18 protein-coding genes, 3 tRNA genes and 2 rRNA genes (1 of these 23 cut by a window edge) are annotated in these 19,406 nt (G+C 33.2%); 13 read left to right on the top strand and 10 right to left on the bottom strand.

Features of this window, described 5'->3' with window-relative positions:
* Nucleotides 1-122 precede the first annotated feature (122 nt).
* A tRNA-Lys gene (locus tag ACXAG4_RS00765) sits at nucleotides 123-195 on the bottom strand.
* A 146-nt stretch (nucleotides 196-341) separates the two neighbouring features.
* Here ACXAG4_RS00765 and ACXAG4_RS00760 point away from each other — a divergent pair.
* On the top strand, nucleotides 342-860 hold the full coding sequence (locus ACXAG4_RS00760; protein WP_475294165.1) for a shikimate kinase: 519 nt from the start codon (nucleotides 342-344) through the stop codon (nucleotides 858-860).
* Here ACXAG4_RS00760 and ACXAG4_RS00755 read toward each other — a convergent pair.
* Nucleotides 852-1,355, bottom strand: coding sequence for a phosphoribosyltransferase family protein (locus ACXAG4_RS00755; RefSeq protein WP_475294164.1), 504 nt, complete (start codon nucleotides 1,353-1,355; stop codon nucleotides 852-854). The genes ACXAG4_RS00760 and ACXAG4_RS00755 overlap by 9 nt on opposite strands.
* Before the next feature lie 91 nt (nucleotides 1,356-1,446).
* Nucleotides 1,447-1,821: an RNA-binding S4 domain-containing protein gene (locus ACXAG4_RS00750; protein WP_475294163.1), complete on the bottom strand. Its 375-nt coding sequence runs from the start codon at nucleotides 1,819-1,821 to the stop codon at nucleotides 1,447-1,449.
* Between the two features lie 144 nt (nucleotides 1,822-1,965).
* Between ACXAG4_RS00750 and ACXAG4_RS00745 the strand changes: the two genes are divergently transcribed.
* Nucleotides 1,966-3,027: an FKBP-type peptidyl-prolyl cis-trans isomerase gene (locus ACXAG4_RS00745; protein ID WP_475294162.1), complete on the top strand. Its 1,062-nt coding sequence runs from the start codon at nucleotides 1,966-1,968 to the stop codon at nucleotides 3,025-3,027.
* Nucleotides 3,028-3,102: 75 nt separating this feature from the next.
* Here the strand turns inward: ACXAG4_RS00745 and ACXAG4_RS00740 are convergent, their stop codons facing one another.
* On the bottom strand, nucleotides 3,103-3,696 hold the full coding sequence (locus tag ACXAG4_RS00740; RefSeq protein ID WP_475294161.1) for an outer membrane beta-barrel protein: 594 nt from the start codon (nucleotides 3,694-3,696) through the stop codon (nucleotides 3,103-3,105).
* A 203-nt stretch (nucleotides 3,697-3,899) separates the two neighbouring features.
* Here ACXAG4_RS00740 and tgt point away from each other — a divergent pair, with 203 nt between their 5' ends.
* The 6 genes from tgt (at nucleotide 3,900) to ACXAG4_RS00710 (ending at nucleotide 11,142) form a co-directional block, all read left to right on the top strand.
* Nucleotides 3,900-5,030: a tRNA guanosine(34) transglycosylase Tgt gene (gene tgt / locus ACXAG4_RS00735; protein WP_475294160.1), complete on the top strand. Its 1,131-nt coding sequence runs from the start codon at nucleotides 3,900-3,902 to the stop codon at nucleotides 5,028-5,030.
* A gap of 42 nt (nucleotides 5,031-5,072) precedes the next feature.
* Complete coding sequence (locus tag ACXAG4_RS00730; protein WP_475294159.1) at nucleotides 5,073-6,149, top strand: LptF/LptG family permease; 1,077 nt, start codon at nucleotides 5,073-5,075, stop codon at nucleotides 6,147-6,149.
* Complete coding sequence (locus tag ACXAG4_RS00725; RefSeq protein WP_475294158.1) at nucleotides 6,136-7,032, top strand: DMT family transporter; 897 nt, start codon at nucleotides 6,136-6,138, stop codon at nucleotides 7,030-7,032. The genes ACXAG4_RS00730 and ACXAG4_RS00725 overlap by 14 nt, the downstream gene beginning before the upstream one ends.
* A gap of 71 nt (nucleotides 7,033-7,103) precedes the next feature.
* Complete coding sequence (locus tag ACXAG4_RS00720) at nucleotides 7,104-8,057, top strand: acetyl-CoA carboxylase carboxyltransferase subunit alpha (RefSeq protein ID WP_475294157.1); 954 nt, start codon at nucleotides 7,104-7,106, stop codon at nucleotides 8,055-8,057.
* Between the two features lie 168 nt (nucleotides 8,058-8,225).
* A complete protein-coding gene (dnaB, locus tag ACXAG4_RS00715) occupies nucleotides 8,226-9,767 on the top strand; it encodes a replicative DNA helicase (protein WP_147136555.1) in 1,542 nt (513 codons plus the stop codon).
* 190 nt (nucleotides 9,768-9,957) lie between these two features.
* Nucleotides 9,958-11,142 (top strand): asparagine synthetase B, encoded by a 1,185-nt coding sequence (locus ACXAG4_RS00710; RefSeq protein ID WP_475295228.1) that lies wholly within the window; start codon nucleotides 9,958-9,960, stop codon nucleotides 11,140-11,142.
* Between the two features lie 3 nt (nucleotides 11,143-11,145).
* Here ACXAG4_RS00710 and ACXAG4_RS00705 read toward each other — a convergent pair whose 3' ends face one another.
* Nucleotides 11,146-11,598 carry a hypothetical protein gene (locus ACXAG4_RS00705; protein ID WP_475294156.1) on the bottom strand — a complete coding sequence of 151 codons (453 nt, stop codon included), beginning with the start codon at nucleotides 11,596-11,598 and terminating at the stop codon, nucleotides 11,146-11,148.
* A gap of 89 nt (nucleotides 11,599-11,687) precedes the next feature.
* Here ACXAG4_RS00705 and ACXAG4_RS00700 point away from each other — a divergent pair, with 89 nt between their 5' ends.
* Nucleotides 11,688-12,110 carry a secondary thiamine-phosphate synthase enzyme YjbQ gene (locus ACXAG4_RS00700; protein WP_475294155.1) on the top strand — a complete coding sequence of 141 codons (423 nt, stop codon included), beginning with the start codon at nucleotides 11,688-11,690 and terminating at the stop codon, nucleotides 12,108-12,110.
* On the opposite strand, the gene ACXAG4_RS00695 is transcribed toward ACXAG4_RS00700, so the two are convergent.
* From ACXAG4_RS00695 to thrS, 5 genes are all read right to left on the bottom strand, one after another.
* On the bottom strand, nucleotides 12,107-12,910 hold the full coding sequence (locus ACXAG4_RS00695; RefSeq protein WP_475294154.1) for an HAD family hydrolase: 804 nt from the start codon (nucleotides 12,908-12,910) through the stop codon (nucleotides 12,107-12,109). The genes ACXAG4_RS00700 and ACXAG4_RS00695 overlap by 4 nt on opposite strands.
* Nucleotides 12,911-13,043: 133 nt before the next feature.
* A complete protein-coding gene (rplT, locus tag ACXAG4_RS00690) occupies nucleotides 13,044-13,388 on the bottom strand; it encodes a 50S ribosomal protein L20 (protein ID WP_147136542.1) in 345 nt (114 codons plus the stop codon).
* A 143-nt stretch (nucleotides 13,389-13,531) separates the two neighbouring features.
* Nucleotides 13,532-13,729: a 50S ribosomal protein L35 gene (gene rpmI / locus ACXAG4_RS00685; RefSeq protein WP_019388182.1), complete on the bottom strand. Its 198-nt coding sequence runs from the start codon at nucleotides 13,727-13,729 to the stop codon at nucleotides 13,532-13,534.
* Nucleotides 13,730-13,793: 64 nt separating this feature from the next.
* Entirely contained in the window at nucleotides 13,794-14,348 is a 555-nt protein-coding gene (gene infC / locus ACXAG4_RS00680) for a translation initiation factor IF-3 (protein WP_475295227.1), read from the bottom strand.
* Between the two features lie 36 nt (nucleotides 14,349-14,384).
* Nucleotides 14,385-16,319, bottom strand: a complete 1,935-nt coding sequence (gene thrS / locus ACXAG4_RS00675; protein WP_475294153.1) for a threonine--tRNA ligase — start codon at nucleotides 16,317-16,319, stop codon at nucleotides 14,385-14,387.
* Between the two features lie 1,010 nt (nucleotides 16,320-17,329).
* Here thrS and ACXAG4_RS00670 point away from each other — a divergent pair.
* The 4 genes from ACXAG4_RS00670 to ACXAG4_RS00655 form a co-directional block, all read left to right on the top strand.
* Nucleotides 17,330-18,847, top strand: a 16S ribosomal RNA gene (locus tag ACXAG4_RS00670).
* Between the two features lie 135 nt (nucleotides 18,848-18,982).
* Nucleotides 18,983-19,056, top strand: a tRNA-Ile gene (locus tag ACXAG4_RS00665).
* An 86-nt stretch (nucleotides 19,057-19,142) separates the two neighbouring features.
* A tRNA-Ala gene (locus ACXAG4_RS00660) sits at nucleotides 19,143-19,216 on the top strand.
* Between the two features lie 140 nt (nucleotides 19,217-19,356).
* Nucleotides 19,357-19,406 (top strand): 23S ribosomal RNA (locus ACXAG4_RS00655) (it continues 2,750 nt past the right edge of the window).
* The 16S and 23S rRNA genes sit together here with 2 tRNA genes alongside, the layout of an rRNA operon.

Genomic DNA, 19,406 nt, shown 5'->3' with positions numbered 1-19,406 from the left:
ATTAAATAATGATTAAATAATTACTTAAAAAAACGAAAATATAAGTTTTGAATAAGTGTGAAGAATTCTATAAATAAAAAAACCTTACTAAAATTAGTAAGGTTTTTTTTAATATTAAAAAGTGACCGGGCTGGGGCTCGAACCCAGGACCCTCTCCTTAAAAGGGAGATGCTCTACCAACTGAGCTACCAGGTCATTTTTTTTTAGCAGCCAACATGTTGTTGTTTGCGGGTGCAAATATATAACCTATTTTTAATTAAACAATACTTTTTTTGAAGAAATTTTCGTTTTTTTGCATCGCGAAAGCGTATGTTTTTAATAATCAATTTATAACGTAAAAAATGATTCTTGTTTTAATTGGGTATATGGGCTCTGGTAAGTCTTCAATTGGTAAAAAATTAGCTAAAAAATTAAATTATGATTTAATTGATTTAGATGATTTTATTGAAGAAAAGGAAAAATCAACCGTAAAAGAAATTTTTGACAACAAAGGCGAAATATATTTTAGAAAAAAAGAGCAAACCTATTTACAAGAACTTTTAAGTGAAGATAAAAACATTATTTTGTCATTAGGAGGTGGTACACCTTGTTTTGGTGACAATATGGAGCAAATTTTAAATACTAATAGTGTTTTGAGTATTTACTTAAAAGCATCTATACCAAAATTAGCTAAAAAGTTAATTAAAAAGAAAGCAACACGCCCGTTAATAGCGCACATTGAAACCGAAGAGGCGTTAACAGAATTTATTGGTAAACATTTGTTTGAAAGGTTGCCGTACTACAGTAAAGCGACACATCATGTAATTACAGATGATAAATCTAAAAAAGAAATAACTAAAGATATTTTAAAACTACTGTAAAACGGCTTCAAAAGCATTGTCTTTTAAAGTCACTTCAATATGTTCATGTAATGATGTTGATAATGAAATACCTTTAAAATCGGCCTTTACAGGGTATTTTTTATGATTTCGGTTTACCAAAACAGCTGTTTTAAATTGCTTTAAAGGAACATTTAAAAAATGTTTTACACCATAAATTAATGTGGTGCCAGAATTTAAAACATCATCAACTAATACTAAAGATTTGTTTTTATAATTGTCTTCAGTAATTGAGGTTTTTATTTCAGATTGCGGATTTTTTTTATCAATTAGTACCTTGCAAAGTACTGGTGTTATTTCAGATATACTTTCTAATTCAGCTTTCAATTTTTCGGCAAACACATAACCATTTTTATCAATACCAGCTAAAACAACTTCTTTTTCGTCAACATTGCTTTCGTAAATTTGAAAAGCAATACGTCTAATTTTATGTTCAATTTGTGTGTGGTTTAAAATAACGTTGGTTTTAACAGTCATAACATTCTAAATTCAGAAAAAATAAAATATAAAATTACTCATTTTTAATATATGAGCATATGTTTCAAACTAAAAAAGAATTAATTAAAAATTATTCTTCAGCATCGGTAGTGTAATCATCAATATCTCGTCTATCTTTTTTTGTAGGCCTGCCAGTACCTTTTTTACGGTAGTAATCTTTAGAGTATTTTAAAAGTTCTTGGGCTTCAAAGGCTTCTTTTGGTGTGGTGTCAGTTCTGTAAATATCAACTAATTTTGCGCCTACTCTGTTAGGGGGTAAATCGTTTACTTTTAGGCTATAATTAATTTGGTTTTTTCTAACTTCAATTACATCAAGCGGGTATACCTCTCGGCTAGGTTTTACTATGTCTTGGTTTACACGCACATGCCCTTTTTTACAAGCTGTTGTTGCCAATGATCTGGTTTTGTAATACCTAACACACCATAAATACTTATCAATTCGCATATAATTATTGCTAAAACTACGTTAATGTTATTGTGCAAGATTGCATTAAAATTGTATCTTGCGCGTCAAAAATACGCATAAATGCATTCTAATCTAATTATGCGTTGTTTACTTACTAAATTTAAGTTGAAAATAAAATAGTTTATGAAATTAGAAAAAATAAGCCTACTAATTTTTTGTTTGGCACTTTGTATCTTCTCTTGTGGAAATGATGACGAAGGAAGTGATGATATTGAAATAGTTGATAGAGATAGAAATGAGCAGCAGGTTATTGATAACGATTCTTTAATAGATTTTTTAGAAACACATTATTATAATTCTGATGTATTTGAAACGAATACAAACGCAAGCATTTCAGACTTAGTAATTACACGAATGGCCGCAGGTGAAACAGTGCCAGATGGCCATACCTTACTAAAAGATGCTGTTGGTGTTTCTAGAAAAACCACTTTTGCAGAAATAGATTATGAATTTTACGTATTGGTTTTAAATGAAGGCGGTGGTGATTTTAGACCAAGCTTTGCAGATAATATTTTAACTACTTACGAAGGTTATACTTTAGATGATAATTTAAACGATTTAACCGATGCTTTTGATAGTAAAACAACTCCAGATACATATTTTGGTTTAATTGATTTAATACCAGGTTGGAGGCGTGTGTTTCCTATGTTTAACGTTGCTAATGGGTATGTAGATAATGGCGATGGTACCGTTAATTTTAATAACCCAGGTATGGGTGTTATGTTTTTACCTTCTGGTTTGGCATATTACCAAGAGGCCAGAACAGATTTACCAAGCTATTCGCCACTAATTTTTAAGTTTGAACTAATACATGCAGAAGAATTAGACCATGATGGCGATGGTATTCCATCGTATTTAGAAGAGTTATCAGGCAATCAAGAATTTAATACTAATAGTGAATCTGGCGTTTTTGATGGCGATGATACAGATGAAGATAGTATACCTAATTATTTTGATACTGATGATGATGGCGATGGCGTTTCAACTGCTGCTGAAATAAGCGAACTTTTTGAAATTAAAACATACAATGAGCCAACAAAAGCAGCTTTAGAGGCTTTAACTTTTGGAGCTAACGAAAAATTAGTACACATAGTAGAATTAGCCAATGGAACATTTACTGGTACTACAATTACAACTACCGATACTGATGGTGATGGTATTTTTGATTATTTAGATGCTGATTAATTTTTTTAGATAAAACCACTATAAAAAAACCTCGCTTTTCAGCGAGGTTTTTGTTTTTTATAAAAATAGTATCTTTTATAGTATTATAGATAAACTTAAAATTAATTGATCTGGCCTGGTGTCTAACCTATCAGGGTTAATGCTATTATTCTGTAAAAAAGTAGCTTCGTTTTTATTAAAACCACGTTCATATCTTACATCAATTCCTACTTTATTAAAGTTTAAACCAATACCAAAATTAAGTCCTACAGAAAAATCATCTTCAACATTGTTAATAGAAATACCATCAAATTCTGTATCTAAAATATACTGTAATGATGGCCCTCCAAAAACGCTAATTGGTCCTAAAACTTTTGCGCCAACAAGTAAAGGGGCATCAAGTTTTTGCATGGTAAAATCATCACTATTATAATCACTTTTAGTGCTGGTATAAACAACCTCAGGTTTAAAATAAATTTTTTCTCCAATTTTACCAAACACGCCAATGTGGTAGCCAATGTTGCGGTCTGGGTTTTTAGAGTTATTACTAATAGATTCAAAATACTTACCATTAGCATTGTAATTTAATCCGCCCTTTATACCAAAACCTGTAGCGGTTTGAGCCATACAAGTAGCCGATGAAATTACAATTACCAATAGTGCTAAAACTTCTTTTTTTAAAAATTTCATAATTGTTCGTTTTTTAAGATTTGCTTAACAATAACAAAAACGTTGCCAAAACTAATTTATTTTTCAAATTCGTGTAAAATGTATACATTAAAAAACGATTAATAGGTTGGTAATTTAAAGCTTCACAATAGTTATAATACGTTAAAAAATAATTTTAGAATAAAAAAAATATGTAGGTTTGCCAACTGAATACAAAGTATAAAATGAAGTTTACATTAAAAGCACAAGACCCTAAAAGTAAAGCAAGAGCAGGAGAGATAACTACAGATCATGGGGTAATACAAACACCCATATTTATGCCCGTTGGCACAGTTGCAACCGTAAAAGGTGTGCACCAGCGTGAACTTAAAAATGATATAAATCCTGATATTATTTTAGGTAACACCTATCATTTATACTTGCGCCCGCAAACTAAAATTTTAGAACAAGCCGGCGGACTTCATAAGTTTATGAATTGGGATAGAAATATATTAACAGATTCTGGCGGATACCAAGTATATTCACTATCAGCAAATAGAAAAATTAAAGAAGAAGGTGTGAAATTTAAAAGCCATATTGATGGCAGCTATCACACTTTTACACCTGAAAACGTAATGGAAATTCAGCGTAGTATAGGTGCCGATATTATTATGGCTTTTGATGAATGTACACCATACCCATGCGATTATAACTATGCAAAACGCTCTATGCACATGACGCACCGTTGGTTAGATAGGTGTATAAATCATTTAGAAAAAACACCTTTAAAATACGGCTATAATCAAGCATTTTTTCCAATAGTGCAAGGTAGTACTTATAAAGATTTGCGTGTACAATCGGCTGAATATATTGCAAATGCTGGTGCCGTTGGTAATGCCATTGGTGGCTTATCTGTTGGTGAACCTGCCGAAGAAATGTATGCCATGACAGATGTTGTTTGTAGTATTTTGCCAGAAGATAAGCCACGTTATTTAATGGGCGTTGGTACACCAATCAATATTTTAGAAAATATAGCGTTAGGTGTAGACATGTTTGATTGTGTTATGCCAACACGTAATGCTAGAAACGGTATGTTATTTACAGCCCACGGCACCATAAACATTAAAAATAAAAAGTGGGAAGATGATTTTTCGCCAATAGATGAAATGGGAATAACTTTTGTAGATACAGAGTATAGTAAAGCCTATTTACGCCATTTATTTTCGGTAAATGAGTTATTGGGTAAACAAATAGCAACCATTCATAATTTAGGTTTTTATTTGTGGTTGGTTAGAGAGGCAAGAAAGCATATATTAGCCGGAGATTTTAATACATGGAAAAACACCATGGTTAAACAAATGGATAAAAGACTTTAAAAGAAAGCCAAAAATGCTTTAAAAAATATGAAGTTATAACGCATGAAAATATTAGATTGGTACATACTAAAACGCTATTTACTTACATTTTCCATGATGTTATTGTTGTTTGTACCTATTGGAATAACAGTGCATTTAGCCGAAAAAATAGGTAAAATTTTAGACAGCGAAGCACCAATGTCTGAAGTGCTTTTGTATTTTTTAGACTTCACTATTTATTTTGCGCATTTGCTGTTTCCGTTGTTTTTATTCCTATCGGTTATTTGGTTTACATCAAAACTGGCTAATAATACCGAAATTGTAGCCTTTTTAAGCTCTGGCGTTTCGTTTATGCGTTTTTTAAGGCCCTATGTAATTGGTGCCGTTATTGTAGCGTTATTTTCTTTGCTATTAGGTATGTTTTTAGCACCTAAAGCCAGTGAAGGCTTTAATAACTTCAGCTATAAATATTTAAAAAAAGGCCGAAAAGCCGTTGAAAATACCAATGTTTTTAGGCAAATTAATGATAATGATATTATTTATGTAAGTAGTTATGATGTGAAAAATAACTACGGAAACAATTTTACTTTAGAACATTTTGAAAACAATAAACTAGCTTATAAAATTACAGCAAATACAATACGTTATGTAGAAAAAGACTCGGTATACAGACTTATAGATTATACCAAACGTCATATTTTAGAAAACGAAGATCGTATAGAATCTGAACGTACAAAAGATACTCTTTTTGATTTTAAAGTAGATGATTTAATACCAGTAATTTATGCCGCCGAAACAAAATCATACGGAGATTTAAAACGCTTTATTGATAGTGAAGAGGCAAGAGGCTCATCAAACGTAGGGCGTTTTAAATTAGTACTTTACAGAAAATGGAGTTTACCAGTATCAGTATTTATTTTAACCATAATAGCAGTAGCTGTTTCGTCAATTAAAAGGCGCGGTGGTATGGGCGTTAATTTGGCTTTAGGTATTTGTATAGCCATGGTGTTTGTGTTTTTTGATAAGGTTTTTGGTGTTATGGCAGAACAATCGGACTTTCCGCCATTAATAGCCGTTTGGTTTCCTAATATAATTTTTGGTATCTTATCTATTTACTTGCTTTATAATGCCAAGCGTTAAATTTAAAAATTACCTGCATTTACATGTTTTAGTTTTTATTGCAGGTTTCACCGCTATTTTAGGTGAAGTCATAACCATTTCTGCAATTCCGTTAGTTTGGTACAGAATGTTAATGGCATCAATTTTAATGTTTATTTATATTAAAATAGCTAAAATAAAGCTTCGTGTAAAGCCTAAAGCTATTTTAAAGTTAGCATTAGCCGGCATAGTAATAGCCGCTCATTGGGTTACCTTTTTTGCAGCCATTGATGCTGCAAATATTTCTATTGCTTTATCTATGTTTTCAACAGGTGCTTTTTTTGCCTCAATTTTAGAGCCTATTGTATATAAACGTAAACTCATTTGGTATGAAATTTTACTAGGTATTTTAGTAATTATAGGTGTTTTTATAATTACGCAAAGCGAAATTAAATACATAAATGGTATTATTTTAGGAATTTCATCGGCATTTTTATCATCACTATTTGCCGTATTAAATGGTAGTTTTTTAAAGCAACATTCGGCCACAACCATATCATTTTATGAATTTTTAAGTGGCGTATTTTTTATAAGCATTTATATAGCGCTATTTACTGATGGTTTTACAGCAAATTTTTTCAATATCTCTAAAAATGATATTATCTATTTATTCATATTAGCTTCAGTATGTACAGCTTATGCTTTTATTGCGTCTGTATATGTAATGAAGGTTATAAGTCCTTACACTGTGGTGTTGTCATATAATTTAGAACCTGTTTACGGTATTATTTTAGCTGTTATTTTGTTTCCTGAGACAGAAAAAATGACACCCAATTTTTACTACGGAGCCACTGTTATACTTACAACAGTTTTGTTAAATGCGACGTTAAAAAATTCTAGAAAATTAAAAAGAAAACAAACTTAGGTGTTAAACAAGTTTAAGTTTTTATATTTGTAGCCTAACTTTAAGTTAATAGCATTAAACCAAAAATTCTTATGGAATATTTAGAATTTGAACTTCCAATAAAAGACCTAGAAGAGCAATTACTAAAATGTAAAGTAATAGGAGAAGAAAGTGAAGTTGATGTAACTGAAACTTGCTCTCAAATAGAAAAAAAATTAGCAGCAGCACAAAAAGACATATATAAAAACCTAACACCATGGCAAAGGGTACAATTATCAAGGCACCCAAATAGGCCATATACGTTAGATTATATTAAAGCCATTTGTGGTGATACGTTTTTAGAATTACATGGCGATAGAAATGTAAAAGATGATAAAGCCATGGTAGGCGGTTTAGGTAAAATTGGCGACCAATCATTTATGTTTATTGGTCAACAAAAAGGTTATAACACCAAAACCAGGCAATACCGTAATTTTGGTATGGCAAACCCAGAAGGATACCGTAAAGCATTACGCTTAATGAAATCTGCCGAAAAATTTGGTATTCCTGTTGTAACTCTAATTGATACTCCGGGCGCATACCCAGGTTTAGAAGCTGAAGAACGCGGCCAAGGTGAAGCCATTGCCCGAAATATACTTGAAATGGCCAGATTACAAGTGCCAATTATTGCTATAGTTATTGGCGAAGGTGCATCTGGTGGTGCTTTAGGTATTGGTGTTGGAGATAAAGTATTAATGTTAGAAAACGCATGGTACTCCGTAATTTCTCCAGAAAACTGTTCGTCTATTTTATGGCGTAGTTGGGAATACAAAGAACAAGCAGCCGAAGCACTTAAACTTACAGCAAGTGATGCTAAAAAAATAAAAGTGGTTGATGATATTATTAAAGAACCGCTTGGTGGTGCACACCGCGATAGAGAAAAAACATTTACCAATGTTAGTAACACTATTGTAAAAACATACGAGTCATTAAAAAACTTATCACCAAAAGATTTAGTTTCAAAACGTATGGATAAATATGAAAATATGGGCGTGTTTAAAGGCTAATCCTTTTAAAACCACATGATACAAAATCTGAAGCTTATGCTTCAGGTTTTTTTTTGAGCTTATTCACAATATTTTTAAGTTATTAACAGTTAAATTGTTAACTGTTGGTTAAAAACCCAACACAGCCTTTATGTAAAAGGCATCAACTTTTTAGTTACTTTCGCAGTTATGAAACAGCCTAACCAAATCCAAGGATATAAAGTAGATAAGAGTACCTTGATTAACCTAGAAAAAGGAAAGATACCACCTCAAGCAATTGATTTAGAGGAGGTTGTGTTGGGTGCAATGATGATTGATAAGAAGGGTGTTGATGAAGTTATTGATATTTTAAGCCCAGAAGCATTTTACAAAGAAGCACATCAATATATATTTGAGGCAGTTTTTCAGCTGTTTGAAAACAGTGAACCAATAGACTTATTAACCGTTTCTACACAATTAAAAAAGAATGCAAAACTAGAAATGGTTGGAGGAGATTTTTACCTAATTTCCTTAACACAAAAAGTATCATCTTCTGCACATATTGAGTTTCATGCCAGAATTATTCTTCAAAAGTTTATTCAGCGAAGCTTAATTAAAATTTCAAATGAAATTATTGAAGATTCTTATGATGAAACCAAAGATGTTTTTGATTTATTAGATAAAGCAGAATCTAAACTTTATGAGGTAACACAAGGCAACATAAAAAAATCTAGTGAGTCTGCCCAAGAGTTGGTTATTCAAGCTAAAAAGAAAATTGAAGAAATTTCAAATAAAGAAGGCTTAAGTGGTATTCCTACAGGTTTTACTAAGTTAGATAAATTAACATCTGGTTGGCAACCATCTGATTTAATTATTGTAGCTGCACGTCCTGGTATGGGTAAAACCGCATTAACCCTGTCTATGGCAAGAAATATAGCGGTAGATCAAAACATTCCGGTTGCTTTTTTCTCATTAGAAATGGCATCAGTACAGTTAATTACTCGTTTAATTTCTAGTGAAACGGGCTTGTCTTCTGAAAAATTACGTACCGGTAAATTAGAAAAACACGAGTGGGAACAATTAAATGTGAAAGTAAAAGGTTTAGAAAAAGCGCCGTTATTTATTGATGATACGCCTTCACTTTCAATTTTCGATTTAAGAGCAAAAGCACGTCGTTTATCATCACAACATGGTATAAAGCTTATAATGATAGATTATTTGCAGTTAATGACAGGTGGTAATAGCCATGGTGGAAACAGGGAGCAGGAAATATCAATGATTTCTAGAAACCTTAAAGCTTTAGCAAAAGAATTAAATGTGCCAGTAATTGCACTATCGCAGTTATCGCGTGCGGTTGAAACTCGTGGCGGTAGTAAACGCCCTTTACTTTCAGATTTACGTGAATCTGGTGCTATTGAGCAAGATGCCGATATTGTAAGTTTTATTTACAGACCAGAGTATTATAAAATTGATGAATGGGATGATGAAGAACGCTCACCAACCGAAGGACAAGCAGAATTTATTATAGCAAAACACCGTAATGGTGGACTTGAAAATATTAGACTTAAATTCTTAGGACATTTAGGTAAGTTTGATAATTTAGAAGATTTTGATTCGCCTTTTGAATTCCACTCAAAAATGAATGCAGCCGCTAATGATGATACCTTTAAATCTGAAGGTTTTACAGCATCACCAGACCAAGCTTTTGGTAGTTCATTTAACAATGATAATGATGACGAAGTACCATTTTAAATATGATTGTATTTAACTTCTGTTAAAACTTACAGGTTAAAAATAATTTTAAGTATCTTTCAATTTGTAAATAATGTGCTTATATTTTATGAAGCACCAAAAAGTAGCCCAAATTTTGAAGAAGATATTCTTAATTTTATTATTCTTTTTTATAACGTTTAAAACATTTGCATCTTACATTCTGGTGCCCATGGATGCCGAAACCCAAAAAAATCACCTAAAAGCTTATGGTATTACATATTGGGTGCTTAATAAAGAATTAAAAGTTAAGTGGCTGTTAAACTACCGTGGGGGTTCATTTTTATTGCCAGATACAAATGCTATACAAAAAGAATGTCAAATTAGAGGCGTTAATTTTGAAGTAATTTCAAACAGTAAAGCTGAAAATATTTTGCAAGAAATTAGCAGCCCCAGTAAAAATATGGAAGCTGTGGTTTTAGAAAAAGCACCTAACATTGCTGTATACACACCCAAAGGAAAACAACCTTGGGATGATGCTGTAACCATGGTTTTAAAGTATGCCGAAATTCCTTATGAAACTGTTTATGATGAAGAAGTGTTAAACGATAACTTATTGTTGTATGATTGGTTACACTTGCACCACGAAGATTTTACTGGGCAATACGGTAAATTTTACGGTGCTTACAGGGCAGCTTCGTGGTATATTGAAGAAAAAAAATCTGCCGAAGCATTAGCAGCAAAATTAGGATATAATAAAGTATCTGAACAAAAAAGAGACGTAGCTTTAAAAATTAGAGATTACGTTGTGGGCGGTGGTTTTATGTTTGCTATGTGTAGTGCAACAGATAGTTTTGATATAGCATTAGCTGCCAATGGTATTGATATTTGTGAACCTATGTTTGATGGCGATGGTAGTGATGCTGGCTACCAAAGTAAAATAGATTATAATAATACTTTTGCTTTTACAGATTTTATTTTAGAAAGAAGTCCATTGGTCTATGAGTTTTCTTCAATAGACATGACAAGAAAACGAAATGTACCAAAAACAACCGATTACTTTTCACTAATGGAATTTTCGGCAAAATGGGATCCAATTCCAACCATGTTATGCCAAAATCATACAGCTTTAGTAAAAGGTTTCATGGGCCAAACAACATCATTTACCAAAAAAGAAATAAAATCTAACGTATTAATTATGGGTGAAACCAAAATTAATGGCGAGGCAAAATATATTCACGGTATTAAAGGCAAAGGTTTTTTTACCTTTTACGGCGGGCATGATCCGGAAGATTACCAGCATAGGGTAGGCGATGCAAAAACCGAACTAGATTTACACCCAACATCTCCTGGATATAGACTAATATTAAATAATGTGTTGTTTCCGGCCGCTAAAAAGAAAAAACAAAAAACTTAAAAACTACAGTTCAACTGTTCTAGTAGTTCTTTTAAATGTATACACATAACCATCACTACCTGTTCCTGTAGATAAGCTGTTTTGGTCAATGCTCATATCATCATTATTATCTCCAAAAGTTTCAATCTCTCCAAACTCAACACCTTCAACAATTAAAAATAAATTTTCATTATGCTCATGAAAAAATAAATTGTAATTACCAGAATCTAAACCATCTTCTAAATCAGCATTTTCGTTGTTATTGTTAATGTTTAGTATGCTATTATTGTTATCAAAAACCCAAACAATATCGCCAATTTCAAAATCATGATCTACACCGGCTACACCACCAGTAACATTTATTAAATTCCATTCGTTAATAGTTATAACAACAGGTTCATTATTACTGTCTTCATTCAAACTGCAACTTGAAACACTAAGTAAAATAACAGTTAATAGTAAAGCTAATTTCTTCATAAAATTTAGTTTTATTATAAGATAGTATTTTATTAAAAAGGTTGCGTATACCGTTTAAATTATTTTTATTGAAAGCATAAATAATAATAATGAAGTTTTTTCAAAAAGAAATAAAATTAAAAGCATACAGCAGAGGTTTTCATTTAATTACTTCGGAAATTTTAAATGCATTACCTAATATTGAAGATATTAAAATAGGGCAATTGCAGGTGTTTATTAAGCACACATCGGCAAGTTTAACAATAAATGAAAACGCAGATTGTACAGTAAGAGAAGATTTTGAAAGCCATATAAACAAAATAGTACCTGAAAATGCACCGTATTACAAACATACTTACGAAGGAGCAGATGATATGCCTGCACATATAAAAGCATCATTATTTGGCGCATCAATACAAATACCTATAACAAACGGACGTTTAAATTTAGGCATTTGGCAAGGTATTTATTTATGTGAGCATAGAAATTATGGCGGCTCAAGAGCCGTAGTGGTTACTGCTTTTGGTAATTAAATTTTATTTTTTAATAATTTGTCTATAATACATTCAACACCAAATTCATCATTACTTTTGGTTTGGTAGTTTGCAATTTGCTTTACATTTGTGTGTGCGTTTTGCATAGCATAACTAAATTTAGCCATTTTTAGCATTTCTAAATCGTTGTTGTAATCACCAAAAACCATAGTTTCGTTTTCTGAAATGTTATATTTTTCTTGTAGCATTTTTAAGGCGTGCCCTTTATTAGCTAAACTGTCAGATATATCTAACCAATTTTTTCCAGATATTTTAATAGCGTAGTTTTTTTCAAAATGTTTTACTAACGGATAAATGTATTTTTCTGAATCTTCAGAATGATAAATAGCAATTTTCATAATATCTTCTTCAATTTCATCAACACTATCAATTACTTTAAATATTGGGTAATACTCTGATAATACAGGTATATACCCGTAGGAATTACTCTTAAAATACCCCTTACTTTTGGTGCAAAACACAGGGTGAATATGGTTATTAGAATCTATAATTTGTTCTAAACTGTAAATATTCTTGGTGTTTATTGGGGTAGAAAGTAGTTGCTTATCGTTTTCAATAACTAAACCACCATTTTCAGCTACTATTATTATATCATTTTTTATAGTTTCTAACTTGTTAACTATACTGTAATATGGGCGACCACTGGCGGCAACAAATTTTATATTGTTTTGTTTTAGGCTTTTAAATTGTTTTAAAAATAAACTACTAACTTCATGGTTAGAGTTTAAAAGTGTACCATCCATGTCACTTACAATGAGTTTTACTTGAGATAAATCCATTAAAAAAATAGTATTAATTTACTGCTACAGTAATTAAATTTATGTTTAAAAATATTAAATAAAAAAATCCAACTCAAAAAAGAGTTGGATTTTTTATTAAGCGAAATATATGTTTTACAATAGGCTAAGCGCCTTATTTTACTTTTTCAACTACAGCTTTAAAAGCTTCAGGGTTATTCATAGCTAAATCTGCTAATACCTTACGGTTTAATTCTATGTCATTAGCTTTTAATTTCCCCATAAATTGAGAATAAGATAAACCGTGTTCTCTAGCTCCGGCGTTAATACGCGTAATCCATAAAGCACGGAAAGTTCTCTTTTTTGCTTTGCGGTCTCTGTACGAATATTGCATCGCTCTATCAACCGCGTTTTTAGCTACTGTCCAAACGTTTTTACGTCTTCCAAAGTAACCTTTTGCTTGTTTAATAATCTTTTTTCTTCTAGCTCTTTTTGCTACAGAATTTACTGATCTTGGCATAATTTTTAAGTTTTTTGTAGTGGGCGGTTTATAGTTTTTAGTAATTCAGTTTTAAAGAAAACTTTTTAACTTTTAACTTTTAACTCTTTAATTGAGCCACACTCCAGGGTTTTACAATTTGTTTTAACCAATTAAAACATTTGTTACTTTAATCGTAACATTGTTTTAATATTATCTTCGTCAGCCTTATGTACTAAAGTATCATGGGTTAACGCAAGCTTACGCTTTTTAGACTTCTTTGTTAAGATGTGACTTTTAAAAGCGTGCTTTCTTTTAATTTTACCAGTGCCCGTTAATTTAAAACGTTTTTTGGCACTAGATTTTGTTTTCATTTTAGGCATTTTCTTTTCCTAGTTTTAATTATTTCGCTTAATTATTTTGAATAAGATTTTATAAAATCTCTTATTACTTTTTTTCTTTTTTAGGGGCAATAAACATGGTCATACGTTTACCCTCTAATTTTGGCATTTGTTCTACTTTACCAAACTCTTCTAAATCTTGAGCTAAACGTAAAAGTAAAATTTGCCCTTGTTCTTTAAATATTATAGAGCGGCCTTTAAAAAACACAAAAGCTTTTAGTTTGGCACCTTCTTTTAAAAACTTTTCGGCATGTTTCTTTTTAAACTCATAATCATGGTCATCAGTTTGTGGCCCAAATCTAATTTCCTTAACGACTACTTTACTTGCTTTCGCCTTTAAAGCTTTATCTCGTTTCTTTTGTTCGTAAAGAAACTTTTTGTAGTCCATAACTTTACACACAGGAGGATCTGCTTTTGGTGATATTTCAACCAAATCTAAGCCTTGATCATCGGCTATTGCTAAAGCTTCTCGTATGTTATATATACCTACTTCAACATTTTCACCAACCAATCTTACTTTCGGTGATTTAATTTTAGAGTTAATTCTGTGTTTATCCTCTTGTACTACCCTTTGGGGTTGTCTTCTTCTTCTAATTGCTATGGCTTAAAAATTTTAATTAAACTTTATTTTATTTTTCTAGAACGATTTTAACGTTTTATTGATCTCTTCTTTTATAATGTTTGAGAAAGTTTCAATGCTCATCATACCTAAATCTTCACCACCGTGTTTACGTACTGTAACTTTTTTTTCTTTCTCTTCTTGTTCACCAATTATAAGCATATACGGGAATTTTTTCATTTCAGATTCCCTAATTTTCTTGCCTATGGTTTCATTTCTATGGTCTACAAGGGCGCGAATTTCGTTATTTTCTAGCAAATTTAAAACTTTTTCCGAGTATTTTTCATATTTCTCGCTGAGAGACAATATCATACACTGCGTTGGCATTAACCATAATGGGAAATTACCTCCAGTATGTTCAAGCAATATTGCTACAAAACGCTCTAAACTTCCAAACGGTGCTCTGTGTATCATTATAGGGCGATGCAATTCATTATCACTACCTTTATATGATAAATCAAAACGTTCAGGTAAATTGTAATCAACTTGTATGGTACCTAGTTGCCATTTTCTACCTAAAGCATCTTTAACCATAAAATCTAGTTTTGGGCCATAAAAGGCAGCTTCGCCTTCTTCAATAATATAATTAAGACCTTTGTCAGAAGCAGCATTAATAATGGCGCGTTCAGCCTTTTCCCAATTGGCAACATCACCAATATATTTGTCGGGATTTTTCGGATCCCTTACAGATACCTGTGCCGTAAAGTTTGCAAAACCTAATGAACCAAACACATATAATACTAAGTCTATAACATTTTTAAACTCTTCGTCCAACTGGTCTGGTGTGCAAAATATATGCGCATCATCTTGTGTAAAACCTCTAACGCGTGTTAAACCATGTAGTTCACCACTTTGCTCGTATCTGTAAACAGTACCAAATTCAGCATAACGTATAGGTAAATCTTTATAACTCCATTGTGCACTATTGTAAATTTCACAATGGTGCGGGCAGTTCATGGGTTTTAATAAAAACTCTTCATCTTCTTTAGGAGTGGTAATTGGTTGGAAACTATCTTCACCATATTTAGCGTAATGCCCAGAGGTAACATAAAGTTCTTTTTGTCCAATATGAGGAGTAACCACCATTTCATAACCAGCTTTTTTTTGTGCCGCTTTTAAAAAGTTTTCCAAGCGTTCTCGTAAAGCGGCACCTTTAGGCAACCATAAAGGTAAACCTTGGCCAACCTTTTGCGAAAAAGTAAAAAGCTCAAGCTCTTTACCAAGTTTTCTATGGTCACGTTTCTTAGCCTCTTCAAGTAAATTTAAATATTCCGTTAATTCTTTTTGCTTAGGAAAAGAAATACCGTAAACACGTGTTAACTGTGGTTTGTTTTCATCACCACGCCAATAGGCTCCGGCAACACTTAAAACTTTTACAGCTTTTATAATGCCAGTATTAGGTATATGACCGCCACGACATAAATCTGTAAATGTAGAATGATCGCAAAAGGTAATAGTGCCATCTTCTAAGTTTTCAATAAGTTCCGTTTTAAAAGCATTGTCTTTATATAGCGCTAAAGCTTCGGCTTTAGTTACAGATCGCATTTTAAAATCGTGTTTACCACGAGCAATCTCCAACATTTTATTCTCAATAGTTTTAAAATCTTTTTCAGATACTACATGCTCGCCAAAATCAACATCATAATAAAAACCATTTTCAATAGCAGGCCCAATAGTAAGTTTAACACCAGGGTACAATTCTTCAATAGCCTGAGCTAATACGTGAGCAGATGAGTGCCAAAAAGCAGTCTTGCCAGCATCATCTTTCCAGGTATACAAAACTAAAGAACCATTAGTGGTTAATGGGGTAGAGGTTTCAACAGTTGTATCATTAAAACTTGCCGAAATAACATTTCTAGCCAAACCTTCGCTAATACTTTTAGCAACATCCATTGGTGTAACGTTTTCTTCAAACGTTTTTACACTACCATCTGGTAAAGTAATATCTATCATGAAATAAAATTAAAATAAGGCACAAATATAATAGTATAAAAAAACACACACAATATATATGTAGGTATAATTTTAATTATAGCGTTCCCCTACATACTTTGGGGTCGGGCTTTCACTACTCAATCTTTTTAAAGTAATGTTGTAGTACCATTATAGGTATATAAATTGTTAGAGTTAAAGTATGTTTTGCAGAGTTAAAGACATAAAAACACTTTAAAAAGGATTTCAAACAAGCCGTTCAATCCCTAACGCGCGTGTTAGTAGCGGTCATTTTAAATAAATAAGTGCTGTATTTATTAGCAGTAAACAGCAAACAGAGCGCATTCATAATAAAACAAACGGCATAAAACCCAAACAATAACACATATATATTAGTATTAATAATACAGTAGCAAATAACCAGATTCACCAACAAACACAAATAAAAATATAATCGGTGAATAATATCAAAAAAATATTCGCATGTAAAGTAGTGATTAATAAAGGGTTAAAATACGGTTAAAAATAAAATATAAATAAAGATAAAAAAAGGCTTGCGAGAAAGAAAAAGGGTTGTATATTTGCACCCGCAAAACGGATGACACACGTTAGAAGTTAAGCAGAAGTTCATAGAAAAACGAGATTTAAACGAAGGTTAAAAAACTTTCAAAAAAAATCAAAAAAGTTATTGTGAGTTCAAAAAAAGGTGCTATGTTTGCACCCCGCAAAAATAGCTAACAAAACAGTTAGAAATCGAGCGGTAAGTTCACTAAAATATTGGGTTAAAATTTTGAAAAAATATTTTCAAAAAAAAACTTAAAAAAGTTTTGTGAGTTTAAAAAAGGGTTTTATATTTGCACCCGCTAAACGAGGAAACGACATTTAGAGAAGAAATAAAGTTCATAAACATATTGAAATTGACAGCGTAAATATTAACTGGAAACGGTTAATATAAACAAGAGAATAAACCATTTTGAGTACTGAAGATTCTATTAGTTGTTAAAGACACAGTCGAAAGACTTAAAAATTTAACGATGAAGAGTTTGATCCTGGCTCAGGATGAACGCTAGCGGCAGGCCTAACACATGCAAGTCGAGGGGTAACAGGAGAGCTTGCTCTTGCTGACGACCGGCGCACGGGTGCGTAACGCGTATACAATCTGCCTTGTACTGGGGGATAGCCTTTAGAAATGAAGATTAACACCCCATAGTATTATAGATTCGCATGATGAAATAATTAAAGGTTACGGTACAAGATGAGTATGCGTCCTATTAGCTAGTTGGTGTGGTAACGGCACACCAAGGCAACGATAGGTAGGGGCCCTGAGAGGGGGATCCCCCACACTGGTACTGAGACACGGACCAGACTCCTACGGGAGGCAGCAGTGAGGAATATTGGACAATGGGCGGAAGCCTGATCCAGCCATGCCGCGTGCAGGAAGACTGCCCTATGGGTTGTAAACTGCTTTTGTACGGGAAGAAACACTCCTACGTGTAGGAGCTTGACGGTACCGTAAGAATAAGCATCGGCTAACTCCGTGCCAGCAGCCGCGGTAATACGGAGGATGCAAGCGTTATCCGGAATCATTGGGTTTAAAGGGTCCGTAGGTGGACTGGTCAGTCAGAGGTGAAATCCTGCAGCTTAACTGTAGAACTGCCTTTGATACTGCTAGTCTTGAGTTATTATGAAGTAGTTAGAATATGTAGTGTAGCGGTGAAATGCATAGATATTACATAGAATACCAATTGCGAAGGCAGATTACTAATAATATACTGACACTGATGGACGAAAGCGTGGGGAGCGAACGGGATTAGATACCCCGGTAGTCCACGCCGTAAACGATGGATACTAGCTGTTCGACTTCGGTTGAGTGGCTAAGCGAAAGTGATAAGTATCCCACCTGGGGAGTACGTTCGCAAGAATGAAACTCAAAGGAATTGACGGGGGCCCGCACAAGCGGTGGAGCATGTGGTTTAATTCGATGATACGCGAGGAACCTTACCAGGGCTTAAATGTAAGTTGCATGATTTAGAGATAGATCTTTCTTCGGACTACTTACAAGGTGCTGCATGGTTGTCGTCAGCTCGTGCCGTGAGGTGTCAGGTTAAGTCCTATAACGAGCGCAACCCCTGTTGTTAGTTGCCAGCATGTAAAGATGGGAACTCTAGCAAGACTGCCAGTGCAAACTGTGAGGAAGGTGGGGATGACGTCAAATCATCACGGCCCTTACGTCCTGGGCTACACACGTGCTACAATGGTAGGGACAGAGAGCAGCCACACCGCGAGGTGGAGCGAATCTATAAACCCTATCTCAGTTCGGATCGGAGTCTGCAACTCGACTCCGTGAAGCTGGAATCGCTAGTAATCGGATATCAGCCATGATCCGGTGAATACGTTCCCGGGCCTTGTACACACCGCCCGTCAAGCCATGGAAGCTGGGAGTGCCTGAAGTCCGTCACCGTAAGGAGCGGCCTAGGGTAAAATCGGTAACTAGGGCTAAGTCGTAACAAGGTAGCCGTACCGGAAGGTGCGGCTGGAACACCTCCTTTCTAGAGAAAGACGACTAGTAGTGTAAGTTTTTAAGAAAGAGATAGTTTATTCTTCTTGCTGTTAATTTAAAATATAAAGTAAGTCATTAGGCATTAGTGATTAAAGCTAAAGACTAAGGGCGAGCGACTAAGTACAGTCTCATAGCTCAGCTGGTTAGAGCGCTACACTGATAATGTAGAGGTCGGCAGTTCGAGTCTGCCTGAGACTACAAGTTCATTAAATATTGAAAAGGAAATTCTAGAGGTTGAGAATTCTAAATTCGTAATTCTGAATTCTACAATTTGAATTCATTACGGGGAATTAGCTCAGCTGGCTAGAGCGCTTGCCTTGCACGCAAGAGGTCACCGGTTCGACTCCGGTATTCTCCACTAAATTCTGAGTTAATTTCAGAATAAAAGTTCATTGACATATTGAAAAAGATACATGATAATTAGATAGAAATATTTAATATAAAATTATAATAATTGTAACGAGCAATTATGTAAACTCATTAAAAAAGCAAAAAGTACAATAAGCTAAATAAGGGCGTATGGGGAATGCCTAGGCTCTCAGAGGCGA

It is taken from the genome of Seonamhaeicola sp. ABD4_175, from assembly GCF_056160885.1.
Note: the sequence above shows the minus strand (reverse complement) of the source record. Positions and strands in the feature narration are given on the sequence as shown.